Genomic DNA, 14,457 nt, shown 5'->3' on the forward strand with positions numbered 1-14,457 from the left:
CTTATCACGTTTTCAGAGCCACCATTCTCAGGCGCAGAGCATTGGTGATCACGCTAACCGAGGAGAGCGACATGGCCGCCGCGGCGATGATCGGCGACAGCAGCATGCCGGTGAAGGGATAGAGGATGCCGGCGGCAATCGGCACCCCGGCGGCGTTATAGACGAAAGCGAAGAAGAGGTTCTGGCGGATGTTGCGCATGGTGGCCCGCGACAGGCGATGTGCCTCGACGATGCCCGTCAGGTCGCCACGCAGCAGGGTCACGCCGGCGCTCTCGATCGCCACGTCGGTGCCGGTGCCCATGGCGATGCCCACGTCGGCAGTCGCCAGGGCGGGGGCGTCATTGACGCCGTCGCCGGCCATCACCACCACGCGTCCCTCGTCGCGCAGGCGTTGTACCACTCGCCCCTTGTCCTCGGGAAGCACCTCGGCCTCCACCTCATCGATACCCAGACGACGCGCCACGGCCTCTGCGGAGGTGCGGTTGTCGCCAGTGAGCATGACGACCCGGATGCCATCCGCCTGCAGGGAGCGGATGGCGTCTTCGGTGGTCTCCTTGACCGGATCGGCGATGGCCAGCAGCCCCGCCAGGCGCCCGTCCACCGCGGCGAAGATCACGGTAGCGCCGTCGCCGCGTAGTCGCTCGGCCTCCTCTTCCTGCTCGGCCAGATCCACTTTCTCGCTCTCCATCAGAAGGCGGTTGCCCAGGGCAACTCGCTGGCCGTCGATATGCCCCGTCACGCCCTTGCCGTTGGGAGAATCGAACTCGGTAGCCTCCGACAGCGTCAGTTCCTCTTCCTTGGCCTTGTCGACGATGGCCTGCGCCAGGGGATGCTCGCTACCGCGCTCCAACCCCGCGGCCAAGCGCAACAGCGACTGCTCGTCGAAACCCTCCGCCGCTACCATCTCGGTCACACGAGGCTTGCCCTCCGTCAGGGTGCCTGTCTTGTCGACGACCACGGTATCGACCTTCTCCAGTCGCTCCAAGGCCTCGGCGTCGCGGATCAATACACCGGCCTGGGCACCGCGGCCCACGCCGACCATGATCGACATCGGCGTGGCCAGACCCAGCGCACAGGGACAGGCGATGATCAGCACACTGACCGCAGCAATCAGGCCGAAGGCCATGGGCGGTGCCGGCCCCCACAGCGACCAGACGACGAAAGCCACCACGGCCACCAGGATCACGGCCGGCACGAAGATGCCGGCTACCTTGTCGGCGAGCCCCTGGATGGGCGCCCGGCTGCGCTGGGCGCTGGCCACCATCTGCACGATTTGCGACAGCATGGTGTCGCGGCCCACCTTGTCGGCACGCATGATGAACGAGCCCTGGCCGTTGATGCTGCCACCGATCACGCCATCGCCGGCTTCCTTGCGAACCGCCAGCGGCTCGCCGGTGACCATCGACTCGTCGATGTTGGAGCGCCCTTCCAGCAGCTCGCCATCCAGGGGCACCTTGTCGCCAGGACGCACGCGCAGGCGATCGCCGACTTCGACCTTGTCGAGGGAGACCTCCTCCTCCTGACCGTCATCGCCGATACGCCGAGCGGTGGCTGGCGCCAGGTCGAGGAGCGCGCGAATTGCCCCGGAGGTCTTTTCCCGAGCCCTGAGCTCCAGGACCTGCCCCAGCAGCACGAGCACCACGATCACTGCCGCCGCCTCGAAGTAGACGGCCACCGAGCCATCGGCCTGACGGAAAGTGTCGGGGAAGATGCCCGGCACGATCGTCGCCAGCAGGCTGTAGACCAGCGCCGCCCCGGTACCGATGGCGATCAGGGTGAACATGTTGAGGCTGCGCTGCACGATGGAGCGCCAGCCGCGCACGAAGAAAGGCCTACCGGCCCAGACGACTACCGGCGTGGCCAGTAGCAGTTGGATCCAGTTCGAGACCTGGGGGGCGATCAGGTGATCGAGCCTGAAGAGATGTCCGCCCATTTCCAGCACCAGCACCGGCAGAGCCAGGGCCAGCCCGATCCAGAAGCGCCGCGTCATGTCCTTCAGCTCTTCGGAGGGCCCGGTATCGGCGGAGACCGTCTCGGGCTCCAGCGCCATGCCGCAGATCGGGCAGTCACCGGGACCTTCCTGGCGAATCTCGGGATGCATGGGGCAGGTGTAGATGGTGCCCGGCGGTGCCGACTCGGATGCTGACGCCGTGCCATCGAGATACCCCTCGGGGTCCCTCTCGAACTTATCCTGGCACTTCGCGGAACAGAAATACCAGGTCGTGTCCGCGTGGGTGGCACGGTGCTCCGTCTCGTGCGGATCGACATCCATCCCGCAGACCGGATCCTTCACCGTATGGCTGGCATGAGCATGCTGAGACATAGGGACATCCTGAACGCGATTGAGGGTATCAGCCTACAACCCTTGGGTTACCCAAGGGTCAAGCGTTGCGGCAACGATGCCAGACCCGTGCTCACTGCGCCTCTCCCTGCACATAGTCGAGACCAATGCCATGATTGAGCAGCCTATTCAGATTCATTTCAGCTTTTACGCCTATGTTGAGGGTAGTCAAGACCTTAATGATGAGTAGCGATACGCTGGGCTTTCAGGTCCTTTCCGCTGACCCTCGACTTCCTCTCCGGCCGGGGGCTGTCGAGTGAGGACGATAGAACACCCCTTCAAGGGAGAGCGTTGGATGAAGATCGAGACTTTTCATGACCTGATCGACTGGACCCGGCAGCTGCATGCCCATCTGGCAGAGTGCCTGAAGCACTGTGCTACCCGGCAGGAGGAAACCCGGGCCAAGTGGTTGCTGGAGTACCTTGCGGATCACGAAGCGACCCTGGAACAGGCCGTAGCCGGCTTCGAGAAACAGGCCGACCCGAAGGCCCTGCATACCTGGGTCTACGATTACCTGTCCCATGCCCCTATCGCCCCGCATGAGGCATGTCGCTCCCCCTATGCCGCGATGAGCTTCGAAGACATCTGCCGGGAAATTTTCGCGCTGCATGATCAGGTCCTCGAGCTGTACCGCTACCTGGAAGGACGCGCCGAGATCCCTGAAGCTCGCGACCTGGTTCGCGAACTCTTGAAGCTGGAGGAACACGAGGCGATGCGCCTGTCCCAGCAGACCAATCGGGCCCGGGACCTTTAGCCGGGCGGTCAACAGGCACCATCCGCCTCCGGGGAGGCCCATCACTGAACCGCTTCGATAGAAGCACCAGGATGTCTGGGCGACCACAGTGTGGCAGCCCCTTTGGTTCCGTCCACAGGAGGTATCATTTGACCGACTCGACCCCGAAAACGATCACCCTGACGGTCCCCGGTATGGGCAGTGACCACTGTGCCGGTATCGTGCGCAAGACGCTCGAACGCCTCGATGGCGTGGGCAATATCCAGACCAATATCGCCAACCATCATGTCAGCGTGAGCATCGAAGAAGGTGGGCCTGACGGCGAGACCCTGAAGGAAGCCGTGGAGGGTGCCGGCTATGACGTGGCCGCCGTCAGTGGCGGTAATACCAAGCAACAGATTCGCCTGACGGTACCGGGCATGGGCTCGGATCACTGTGCCGGCATCATCCGCAGTACCCTGGAGCGGCTCGAGGGTGTCGAATCGATCGACACCAATATCGCCAGCCACCGAGTATCGGTGACCGTCGCCAGTGATGGTCCTGATGGCGACGCGCTCAAGAGCGCCGTGGAGGGGGCCGGCTACGATGTGGCCGCCGTGCAGGCCGACGAGGCGGAGGACGCCGACAGCGACGCCGAGATCGAGGAGGCCTACCTCAGCCAAGCCCGCAAGCGGCTGATCATCGCCGCGGTTCCCACCACCCTGATCATGCTGCTGATGATGCCGCACATGTTCTGGCAGCCGATCCCCGGCTACCTGGCCATCATCGCCGTGCTGGCCTTTCCGGTGGTGTTCCTCTACGGCGGCATCGCCACTCACAAGTCGACCTGGCGCTCGCTGAAGAACGGCACCTTCAACATGGATGTGCTGATCTCCATGGGCAGCCTGCCGCCCTACCTGATCGGCCTGGTCGGCTTCGTCTATCCCATGACCTCGTTCATCGAGATGGCCGCCACCATCATGACCTTCCACCTGCTGGGACGTTATCTGGAGGCGCTGGCCAAGGGGCGTGCCTCCCAGGCCATCCGCCGCCTGATGACCCTGGGCGCCAAGACGGCGCGCGTGGAGCGCGACGGCGAGGAGGTCGAGGTACCGGTGAAGGAACTGGCTCCCGGCGACATCATGATCGTGCGGCCCGGCGACAAGATCCCCACCGACGGCGAGGTCGTCGAGGGCGAGAGCCATCTCGACGAATCCATCGCCACCGGCGAGTCGATACCGGTCTACAAGAGCACCGGCGACAGCGTGATCGGTGCCACCATCAACAAGGAAGGACGGCTGCGCGTGAAAGCCACGCGGGTCGGGGGCGATACCTTCCTCTCCCAGGTAGTGCGCCTGATCGACCAGGCTCAGGGTTCGCGCGTGCCGATTCAGGAGTTCGCCGATCGCATGACCGGACGCTTCGTGCCGGCGGTGCTGGGCATTGCCCTGGCCAGCCTGATTGCCTGGGCAGTATTTCCTGACGCCCTGCGGCCGATCCTCGAGTGGGGCGCCACCTTCCTGCCCTGGGTGAACCCCGATGCCTCCACGCCGGTGCTGGCGATCCTTGCCGCCATCGCCGTGCTGGTCATCGCCTGCCCCTGTGCCCTGGGGTTGGCCACGCCCACGGCACTGATGGTCGGTTCTGGCATCGGTGCCGAGCGCGGCATCCTGATTCGCTCCGGCGAGGCGATCCAGACCTTCAAGGACGTCAAGGTGATAGTGCTCGACAAGACCGGCACCATTACTCGCGGCGAGCCCAAGCTCACCGAGGCCGTCGCCGCCGAAGGCGTCGATGAGTCACACCTTCTGACCCTGGCGGCGAGCGTGGAGAACGCCTCGGAGCACCCCATCGCCCGGGCCATCGTCGACGGGGCCCGGGAGCGCGACGTGAAACCCGGTGAGGTCAGCGAATTCCGCTCCACCGGCGCGCGCGGTGTCTCGGGCAAGGTGGGCGACGAAACGGTGCTGATCGGTAATCGCCGTCTACTCGAAGAAGAAGGCGTAACCGGCCTCGACGCCCTGGCCGATGACATGCAGGCGCTGGAGAACAAGGGTCGCACCGTCGTCATCGTCGCCGCCGACGGCAAGGCCGTGGGCCTGGTCGCCGTGGCCGATACCCTCAAGCAGGAGTCGATCGAGGCGATTCGCGGTATGCATGACCTCGGCCTGCACGTGGTGATGATCACCGGCGACAACGAACGTGCCGCCCGCGCCGTGGCTGACGAGGTGGGCATCGACGAGGTCCAGGCCGGCGTGTTGCCGGAAGGCAAGGTCGATGCCATCCGCGCGCTGCAGGAGAAGCACGGCAACCATGTGGCCATGGTCGGCGACGGCATCAACGACGCCGCCGCCCTCACCCAGGCCAACGTGGGCATCGCCATCGGCGCCGGGGCCGACGTGGCCATCGAGGCGGCGGATGTGACTCTGGTGCGCGGCGAGCTCACCGCTGTGGTGGATGCCATGCACCTCAGCCGCGCCACCTTCGGCAAGATCGTCCAGAACCTGATCTGGGCCAGCGCCTATAACGTGGCGGCCATCCCCATCGCTGCCATCGGCCTGTTGCACCCGATGATCGGCGTCATCGCCATGACCACCAGTTCCCTCTCGGTGATCGGCAACTCGCTGCTGCTCAAGCGGCGTTATGCTCGCGAGCAACCCGGAGGTGAGCAATCCACTCCGGCCCAATCGACCCAGTCCCAAGCCAAAGGGGGCCACTCATGACACAGCCAGATTCCACCAAACAATCCTCGGAAGAGGCCGAATCACAGGGTCAGCCGTTACCCCATGCCGGGGCGCTCCATAAATGGATGATGACCGGGTGCATGGTGCTGATGGGTGGCGCCGTGCTGCTTTTCATGTGGCGCGGTCAATCACTGAGCAGCGGCGCCTGGCTGGTGCTGCCCCTGGCCCTCTGTCTCGGCATGCACTTCCTGATGCACCGTCATACCGGGCATCATCAACGTGACCAGGATGTATAAGAAAAGCTAAAAGCTAAAAAGGCCCAAACGATATCGGTGCCAGACATGCAGCGCCGATGCCATACTGGCATTTCAATCAGGCATAGTCAGGACGGACGGTTTTTATGCCGACGGTGGCGATCAGGCAGCTCTAGCAGATTCAGACATCATTTTCTTACAGATTATTCAATCACCCTGCCTGACGAACAAGGCGCATCACTGCGTGCTGATCCAGCTCAAAAAGGAATTCAAGTAGCTCCCTTGCTTCAGGGATTTCCGCCTTTCCAACCGGGTTATGAATTGAGGTTCGTCACCTGATCATGGAAATCGAAAACTCCCCCGGAAGATCTCCTTGCCGTGTCCAGTCAATCAGATCACCAAGGGTCCGTATCGCTAAGACCCCTATCCTTAAAAATCAATGAGAATGCGTGTTCTCGGTTAAGTCAGAACTCCCTTTCTGAGACAGAAAGAATCGCTCGGCAATCAAGATTGCCACCATCACAACAAGAGCAACAATTAATACCAAAGAATCTGTCGTAGCCTTCACCCAAAGGAAGCCTGCCAGCACGACTACATCCAGGAAAATAGCAATCACTAACACCGTTGCACTTGCATCAACTGCCTTACGCAGATGACGCAACACCCCCCAATGGATACCTATATCCATAATCAAATAGAAAATGATACCAAGCGCCGCGATACGACCAAGGTCAAAGAATGCCGTCAAGATCAGGCCAAGCACGACCGTATAGACCAGGGTATGCTTTTGGATGCTGCCTGGCATATGAAAGTGACGATGTGGTACCAGCTTCATTTCCGTCAGCATGGCCAGCATGCGTGAGACCGCAAATATACTGGCTATGATACCCCCCGCGGTGGCCAGCATGGCAAGAATGACGGTGAACCAGACAGCGGCCTCTCCAAGAGCCGGCCGCGCAGCCGCCGCAAGGGAATAATCCTGTGTTTCAATGATTTCTGTCAGAGACAAGTTGCTCGCCACGGCAAATCCCACCACCGCATAGATCACGACACAAAGCGCGATCGATATCATGATTGCCCTGCCGACGTTGCGATGGGGGTCTTTTATCTCCGAACCACTGTTGGTAATCGTCGTGAACCCCTTGAAGGCCAGAATTCCCAAGGCGGTCGCGCCCAGGAAGTCCGAGAGCGACCCCTCCGGGGCCGACGCAGAGGTTTCCATGCCGACGGAGTCCGCCACCATGACACCAACGACCCCAAACAGGATTATCCCGCCAATCTTGACGAACCCGAGTGCTGACGCAACGCCCTGGATCAACTTGTTGGCAGAGAGGTTGATCAAGAAAGCGGATATCAGCAGGGCAACGCCCAATAGTGGAACGAGCAGTGACCTGTTTTCTACATCGAAAAGCTCTAGTGTGTAGGAGCCAAAGGTTCTCGCCAGGAAGCTCTGGGCGATGACCATGGAAAAGTACATCAAGAGCGCATGAAAAGCGGTGGTAAGTGTCGACCCGTACGCCTTTTGGAGGTACATGCCGATGCCGCCGGCCGAGGGAAATGCATTGGACATCTTCACATAGGAGTAAGCACTGAAGGAGACGATGAGCGCCGCTGACAAGAAGGCCAAGGGGAAAAACTCTCCCGTCATTTCAGCCATCTGTCCGGTCAAGGCAAAGATACCAGCGCCAATCATGACGCCGGTGCCCAGGGCAATTGCGCCAATCAGGGAAAGGCTGTTCTGTTTATACTGTGGCGTTCTATCCATTGACTTTCTCGCTCCCTGGGGTGAATTTCGCCCCCAATACGTCAAGATTCTTGGCAATGCATATCAGTGACAGCTCCAAGGTTCCTTCTTGGCATTTTCCTTCACATTCTGATCGACAAATCGGTAATGCTCTTCCTTGAAGCGATTCCACCAATCATGACTGGTTTTGACAGCATGTTTCTCCAGAATTTCTTCAACACAATCGAGACAGAGGCGTAAGGCATCATAGGCCAAGTGCAGCTTTCGCTTCTGATCATCATACGAAACACTATCGATCCCGTAGAGCTCATCAATATCCGCAACGGCCGATTTAATCGCATCGATGTCACTGGAATCAAGCTTCAAGTGACGTTTCACCAAGGTAGTTTCAGACACTCCCAAGCGATGCTCTCTGTGTGCAATGAGAATTCTCCCAAAAATGCAATATCGCTAATGTTTTCCCATGTCCCCCATGGCAATTACCTGGCTCAGTGCTCCGATGAAACAACCATGGCTCGCTGGCGACGATGCCCACTGATGACCAGGAGCGCTCCTGCTGCCATCATCGGCAATGTCAACAGCTGCCCCATGGTCAGCCAGTCAAAGGCGATGAAGCCCAGCTGAGGATCGGGCAGGCGCACGAATTCGACGGTGAAGCGGAAAGCGCCATACAGAAGTAGAAAAAGCCCGGAAATCATGCCTTGCTGCTGCGGTCGCCGTGAGAGCCACCACAGAAGGGCAAACAGCACCACGCCCTCCAGGGCAAACTCGTAAAGCGCCGAGGGGTGGCGGGGTTCCGATCCCAACCCCATCATGGGGGGAAAGACCATCGCCCAGGGCAAATCGCTGACCCTCCCCGGCAACTCGTGGTTGATAAAGTTACCGAGACGTCCGGTACCCAGGCCGATCGGCACCAGCGGCGCAATGAAATCGGTCAGTTGAAGGTAGACCAGACGGTGACGCCGAGCGAACAGCCACGCGGCCACTAGAACGCCGGCAAGGCCCCCATGGAAACTCATGCCTCCTTCCCAGACCTTGAGCAGCCACCAGGGATCGGTCAGCCACGCGTCGCTGTCGTAGAAGAGGGCATAGCCCAGGCGACCGCCGATGACGACACCCAGGGCGCCATAAAAGATCAGGTCATCGATATCGTCGTGGGTCAGGCCGAGGCGATGTGCCCGCCGTCGCCCCAGCCACCAGGCGGCTGTCAGCCCCACTACATACATCAGGCCATACCAATGAAGCTGCACCGGTCCGAGGGAGAATGCCACGGGATCGATTTGGGGATATGGCATCATGACACGCTCCTCGTGACCGCTGGTCGCCGATGCTCCTGACCCTGCCAACGTCGATGTAAACGACCGCAAGGGCTCCAGGTCACTGCCAGTCTGGAACCACTACCTGAAAACATCCTGAATCCAGACCGATCAAATTCTGATGCAGATCAACGCCATGCAAAGGGGTGACCATCAGGAATCACTACCTTCCGCCGCCCGCATCAAGCGGGTAGGTTGGCTGTCAGAACAACAGCTTCACTCCCGCCACGACCCCGGTATCTTCGGTGGCATCACCATCGGCACGCGAAAGATCGGCGGTATCGCCGTACTGTTTTTGCCAATAAGCACCGATGTAGGGCGCGAAGCGGCGGGTCATCTCGTAGCCCAGGCACATCCCGAGACGAACAGAATTGAGTCCCTTGCCGATGCCAAATTCCTCGACTTGACTGGCCGCGACGGAAATTTCGGTACGTGGCTGAAGGTAGAAGCGTTGCGTCAGTCGCAGGTCATACTCTCCCTCGACGCTCGCCGAGACATCGCCTTCATCGCTGACCTGCATCGCCGCATCTGTCTCGATGCCGTATGGCACCACTCCCTGCAGGCCGATCACCCCATAGGTGCGTTCGGCATGGTCACCCGAGAACACGCCGCCCTGGTAGCCGATGCCTCCCTGGAGCTCCCAGAAGTCGGCGACCGACCGGCTGTAGAGCAACTCCAGTGACTCGAACTCGGCACTCTCGCCGTCGCCCTGGACGTTCTCGCCCTCGGACTTTAGGTAGACCCGGTTGACGTCACCGCCGTACCAGGCCTGGAAGTCCCAGACCAGTTCATCGTGCCCCTTGTCGGGCACGGCGTACTCGAGACGGTCGAACAGCGCCATACCCATGCTGTGTTCCACGACCGGTGACGGCCAGCCGGCCGGGGCATCGTAGCCATCCTCTGCCTGGGCAACGGAAAACGTGACTGTGGCCAGCAGGACACCGGCAACGGTCATGGCTATTCTGGTATTCATGCCTTCTCCTTACGAGACCTTGACGACCCGGAACATGCCGGCATCCATGTGGTAGAGCAGATGACAGTGGAACGCCCAGCTGCCCTCGGCGTCGGCAGTGATCAGCGCCGAGACGCGCTCACCCGGTTTGACATTCAGGGTGTGCTTGCGCGGAATCAGCTCGCCCTGGCCGTTCTCGAGCTCCATCCACATGCCGTGGAGGTGAATGGGATGTTCCATCATGGTGTCGTTGATCAGGATCAGGCGTAGTCGCTCGTCCTTGTTGAAGTGAAGGGGTCCGCTCACCTCGCTGAATTTCTTGTCGTCGAAGGACCAGATATAGCGCTCCATGTTGCCGGTAAGGTGCAACTCCAGTTCACGCTCCGGCTCACGGCGATCCGGCCAGGGCGTAAAGGCCTTGAGATCGCGGTAAACCAGCATCCGATGCTCCCCGGAATCGATGCCGATGCCGGCCTGATCGTAGCGAGACCCGGGCTGCGCCGCGCCCGCCGCCAGCATGCCGTTGGCATTCATCCTGCCGCGCTCCGCCGACATGCCCTGCGCATCGGCTTGGTCCATGCCCGCCATGTTGGAATGATCCATGCCCTGCATGCTGGAGTGGTCCATGCCTGCCATGCCCGCGTCATCCATGCCCGGCATGCTGGCGTGATCCATGCCTTCCATCCCATGGGCTGCCATGGCCTCCATGCCACGATCGGCGATCTGGCGACGCTCGGGAATCTCGGCGGCCATCCCTTCGCGTGGCGCGAGCGTGGCGCGGGCATAGCCGCTTCGATCCATGGCTTCGGCGAAGAGGGTATAGGCAGAGTCGTCCTCGGGCGTGATCAGGACGTCGTAGGTCTCGGCCACTCCGATGCGAAACTCATCGACGGGCACCGGCTGCACCGGCTGGCCGTCGGCCGCCACCACGGTCATCTTCAACCCGGGAATACGCACGTCGAAGTAGGACATGGCCGAGCCATTGATCACCCTTAAGCGAACCCGCTCACCGGCCTTGAACAGGGCCGTCCAGTTCTCCTCGGGCGAGTGGCCGTTGAGCAGGTAGCGGTAGGTGCTGCCGGTGACATCGGCAATGTCGCGGGAACTCATGCGCATCTTCGCCCACATCCCGCGCATCTCGGCGGTAGCGGCAACGCCCTTCTCACGCACGTCGGCGAAGAAGTCGGCGATGGTGCGTTCCTGGAAGTTGTAGTAGCCCTCGGCGGTCTTCAGGTTGCGGAAGACCGACGTCGGCTCCTCGAAGGTCCAGTCAGTGAGCAGCAACACGTGCTCACGGTCATAGCGGAACGGCTCACGCTCGGCAGCATCGATGATCAGCGGGCCGGCATGACCGAGCTGCTCCTGAAGGCCGGAGTGACTGTGATACCAGTAGGTACCGTTCTGGCGCACCGGGAAGCGGTAGGTGAAGGTCTCGCCCGGCGCGATGCCGGGAAAACTCACCCCCGGTACGCCGTCCATTCCCGGCGGCAGGATCAGGCCATGCCAGTGGATGGAGGTGGGTTCGTCGAGCAGGTTGGTGACCCGCAGCACGGCATCGTGGCCCTCCTTGAGGCGGATCATCGGCCCGGGACTGGTGCCGTTGATGCTGATCGGACGGGCTTGCTGGCCAGCGATCGGAATCGACTCACGACGGATGGCAAGCGCCACCTCCGGGCCATCTTCGACTCCCTTGGAATAGACATTGGTCTGGCCCCAGGGGTTGGCCCAGCTAGGACGCAGGCCAAGCGCGGCCGCTGATCCCAGCCCCAGCGCCGCTCCACCTTTCAATATCTGCCGGCGCGACAGCGGATGCGTGATGACTCTGGATCTTGCCATGTGTGATTCCCGTCAATGTCTGGTCACAGCATCTTGACGGGGTAAGCTGAATCACGGCTGAACACGGGTACTCATGGCACGCATTCACCTAGCGGTAGCGTGATCTCCACGCGCAGGCCACCGAGCGGGCTCGGCGAATACCGAACCCGCCCGGCATATCGCGTCAACAGCTGATCGAGAATCGACAGGCCCAGGCCGTAGCCGGGTCTCCCCTCGTCCAGCCGCCGACCGTGCTGGCCGAGACGGGGAAGCTCCGCTTCGGGCACCCCCGGCCCGTCATCATCAACGACGAGGGTGAGACGATCATCCAGGCACATCCGGCAGCGAACCTCCCGGGCGGCCCACTTGCCAGCGTTGTCCAGCACGATACCGAGCATCTCGGAGAGGTCCTGCGATTCGACAGGAATACGCTGGTCCTGGCGGTCCGGCAGGATCAGGTGGAAGCGCTTATCGGGGTAGAGAGCGCGGAACATCTCGACCAGCCGAGAGCCGTCGCGGCTCAACTCGGAGATACGGCCTGCGTGAGGACCGGCGATTCTCGAATATCGCAGCTCGGCATCCAACTGCGCATGGACCTCTTCAAGACGCGCCACCAATCGCTGCCGGCGCGTGGTATCGATGGGGCGAGAGCCACGCAGTACCTGGGTTACCGCCGCCAGCGGCGTCTTCAAGGAGTGGGAAAGGTTGGCTACCGAGTCGCGGGAGCGCTGCAATCGGGTGTCGATCTCATCCATGAAACGATTGAGCTGCACGACCAGGCTGTCCAGTTCTGAGGGCACGTCCAGCGAGAGGCGTTCACGTTCACCCGTACGCAGCTCACCCAACTGGTCGCGCAACCGAGACAGCGGCACCAGGCCGCGGTTGACCGCCAGCAGATTGAGAGCCACCAGCAGGACGAGCAGGGTTGCGGCGATACCACCGACCCACCAGTGCAATCGGTGGAGCCCGGCTTCCACTTGCGAGAAATCCTCTCCAATCAGCAGCACCCCCTCCTCACCATCAAGCGAGAAGGGCCGCCGGTAGAGCAGCAGATGCTGCTGTCCTTGCCGCACTTCGACGAGCACTTCGTTCGACTCGTCGAGCAGGAACTGCAGTTCCTCCTGCCAGCGCGAGTCAGAGGCCGAGATGTCATCACCGATCCGCAACACATAGAGGTGATGAAAGATCTGGAAGCCCCGGCTGGCTGATTTCAGCACCGCGGCGGTGGAAAGGTAATCGTATCGAAGCTGTTCGACAGCATGGTCGGCTTCACGCTCGAGACGCGCACCGAGGAACTCGCGCGCCAGATCCTTGAGCAGAATGCCGTGCAGCAGCCATGTGATCACGGTCACGACCAGGGCAATACCGGATAGCCAGGCCAGCAGGCGTATACGCAGGCTGCGCCGATCAACCTGCATCGAAGACATAGCCCTGACCGCGCCGCGTCTGGATGATCGACTTGCCCACATGGCGCCTCAGTCGCGCGATATATACCTCGATGAGGTTGGAGGCCGCAGCATCCTGATCCAGGGCGTAAAGCTGGTTGAGCAGCTGGTCCTTGGAGAGGACATGTCCAGGGTGGTGCATGAAGTAGCGCAGCAGAAGGAATTCAGTACCGGTGAGGGTGTGCCAGGTGCCGCCATCGACGCGGACACACTGATTCGCCTCATCCAGCGAGACGCCATTGAGCGTCAGCTCCGCGGTCAGGTGTCCGGACTTTCGGCGCAGCAGTGCCATCACCCTGGCAATGAGCTCGGCTTCGTGGAAAGGCTTGGTCAGGTAGTCATCGGCACCGCCTTCTAGGCCGACCACCTTGTCTTCCCAGGTGTCGCGGGCAGTGAGGATCAGTACAGGCAGGTCATGGCCGTCCTTGCGCCACTGCTTGAGGAGATCCAGCCCGGAACCATCGGGAAGGCCGAGATCGAGGATCGCGAGTTCGTAGCGCTCGGTTGCCATGAGCGACCTGGCCACGCTCAATGATGTGGCCAGGTCGACACGGTAACCGTTGTCCTTCAGACACTCGTCCAGGCTCTCGGCGAGAAGGTCGTCATCCTCGAGCAGCAACAGTTTCATGAAGGCGCTTCACCCCTGGAAGTCGATCTTCCCCGACATGCCTGACTCGTAATGCCCGGGAATATTGCAGGCGTATTCGAGGCGTCCCACGTTGCGGGGAGCGGTCCAGACGAGATCGGCGGTTTCACCGGGGGCAATGGTCACGGCAGGCATCTCGCCGCCATGCTCCCCTTCAGCCATGTCGTGACCGCCATGTCCTGCATGAGCGTCGCCGTGGCTGCCGCTCATCGCCTGCATCATCTCGCGATGCACCTCCTGGGCCTGGGCATCGCCGATGACGAATTCGTGTTCGATATTACCGGTGTTGATGACCTCGAAGCGAATGGTCTCGCCCGGTTCCACCTCGATCCCCTCGGGATCGAACCACATATCACCCGCCTCGAAGCGAATGGTGCGATCGATGTCGGCATCGCTCACCGAAGGTTGAGAGCCACCGTGCCCGGGGGCAGCGAAAGCAGCCGTCGTGGTCAGGCCCAGTGCCAGAGCCAATAGGGTCTTGCGCATCAAGGGTACCTCTTTGTGTCGTATCAGGGTAAACACGGTTGTACCGCAACAACCTGAAATGA

Annotated in this window: 12 protein-coding genes; 3 read left to right on the forward strand and 9 right to left on the reverse strand. The window is 61.4% G+C overall.

Annotated features, from left to right (window positions below):
• Positions 1 to 4: 4 nt before the first annotated feature.
• Positions 5 to 2,323 carry a heavy metal translocating P-type ATPase gene (locus tag HALO32_RS00615; RefSeq protein WP_151441843.1) on the reverse strand — a complete coding sequence of 773 codons (2,319 nt, stop codon included), beginning with the start codon at positions 2,321 to 2,323 and terminating at the stop codon, positions 5 to 7.
• A 313-nt stretch (positions 2,324 to 2,636) separates the two neighbouring features.
• Here HALO32_RS00615 and HALO32_RS00620 point away from each other — a divergent pair, with 313 nt between their 5' ends.
• From HALO32_RS00620 to HALO32_RS00630, 3 genes are all read left to right on the forward strand, one after another.
• Positions 2,637 to 3,095, forward strand: a complete 459-nt coding sequence (locus HALO32_RS00620) for an ATPase (protein WP_151441844.1) — start codon at positions 2,637 to 2,639, stop codon at positions 3,093 to 3,095.
• Positions 3,096 to 3,223: 128 nt separating this feature from the next.
• Entirely contained in the window at positions 3,224 to 5,776 is a 2,553-nt protein-coding gene (locus HALO32_RS00625) for a heavy metal translocating P-type ATPase (protein ID WP_225809606.1), read from the forward strand.
• The gene (locus HALO32_RS00630) at positions 5,773 to 6,033 is read left to right on the forward strand and encodes a DUF2933 domain-containing protein (protein ID WP_151441846.1); all 261 of its coding nucleotides are present in this window, start codon (positions 5,773 to 5,775) and stop codon (positions 6,031 to 6,033) included. Before HALO32_RS00625 ends, HALO32_RS00630 begins: the two co-directional genes overlap by 4 nt.
• 394 nt (positions 6,034 to 6,427) lie before the next feature.
• On the opposite strand, the gene HALO32_RS00635 is transcribed toward HALO32_RS00630, so the two are convergent.
• The 8 genes from HALO32_RS00635 to HALO32_RS00670 all read right to left on the reverse strand — a co-directional run bounded on the left by HALO32_RS00635 (position 6,428) and on the right by HALO32_RS00670 (position 14,395).
• Complete coding sequence (locus HALO32_RS00635) at positions 6,428 to 7,756, reverse strand: APC family permease (RefSeq protein ID WP_151441847.1); 1,329 nt, start codon at positions 7,754 to 7,756, stop codon at positions 6,428 to 6,430.
• A 63-nt stretch (positions 7,757 to 7,819) separates the two neighbouring features.
• Positions 7,820 to 8,101, reverse strand: coding sequence for a cation transporter (locus tag HALO32_RS00640; RefSeq protein WP_225809607.1), 282 nt, complete (start codon positions 8,099 to 8,101; stop codon positions 7,820 to 7,822).
• A 122-nt stretch (positions 8,102 to 8,223) separates the two neighbouring features.
• A complete protein-coding gene (lgt, locus tag HALO32_RS00645; RefSeq protein WP_151441849.1) occupies positions 8,224 to 9,033 on the reverse strand; it encodes a prolipoprotein diacylglyceryl transferase in 810 nt (269 codons plus the stop codon).
• A gap of 220 nt (positions 9,034 to 9,253) precedes the next feature.
• Positions 9,254 to 10,024, reverse strand: a complete 771-nt coding sequence (locus HALO32_RS00650) for a copper resistance protein B (RefSeq protein ID WP_151441850.1) — start codon at positions 10,022 to 10,024, stop codon at positions 9,254 to 9,256.
• 9 nt (positions 10,025 to 10,033) lie between these two features.
• Complete coding sequence (locus HALO32_RS00655) at positions 10,034 to 11,839, reverse strand: copper resistance system multicopper oxidase (protein WP_151441851.1); 1,806 nt, start codon at positions 11,837 to 11,839, stop codon at positions 10,034 to 10,036.
• A 71-nt stretch (positions 11,840 to 11,910) separates the two neighbouring features.
• Positions 11,911 to 13,245 carry a sensor histidine kinase gene (locus tag HALO32_RS00660; RefSeq protein ID WP_151441852.1) on the reverse strand — a complete coding sequence of 445 codons (1,335 nt, stop codon included), beginning with the start codon at positions 13,243 to 13,245 and terminating at the stop codon, positions 11,911 to 11,913.
• Positions 13,226 to 13,891 carry a response regulator transcription factor gene (locus tag HALO32_RS00665; protein ID WP_151441853.1) on the reverse strand — a complete coding sequence of 222 codons (666 nt, stop codon included), beginning with the start codon at positions 13,889 to 13,891 and terminating at the stop codon, positions 13,226 to 13,228. Before HALO32_RS00665 ends, HALO32_RS00660 begins: the two co-directional genes overlap by 20 nt.
• 9 nt (positions 13,892 to 13,900) lie before the next feature.
• The gene (locus tag HALO32_RS00670; protein WP_151441937.1) at positions 13,901 to 14,395 is read right to left on the reverse strand and encodes a cupredoxin domain-containing protein; all 495 of its coding nucleotides are present in this window, start codon (positions 14,393 to 14,395) and stop codon (positions 13,901 to 13,903) included.
• Positions 14,396 to 14,457 lie beyond the last annotated feature (62 nt).

The organism is Halomonas lysinitropha, from assembly GCF_902500215.1.
Classification (GTDB): Bacteria; Pseudomonadota; Gammaproteobacteria; order Pseudomonadales; family Halomonadaceae; genus Halomonas; species Halomonas lysinitropha.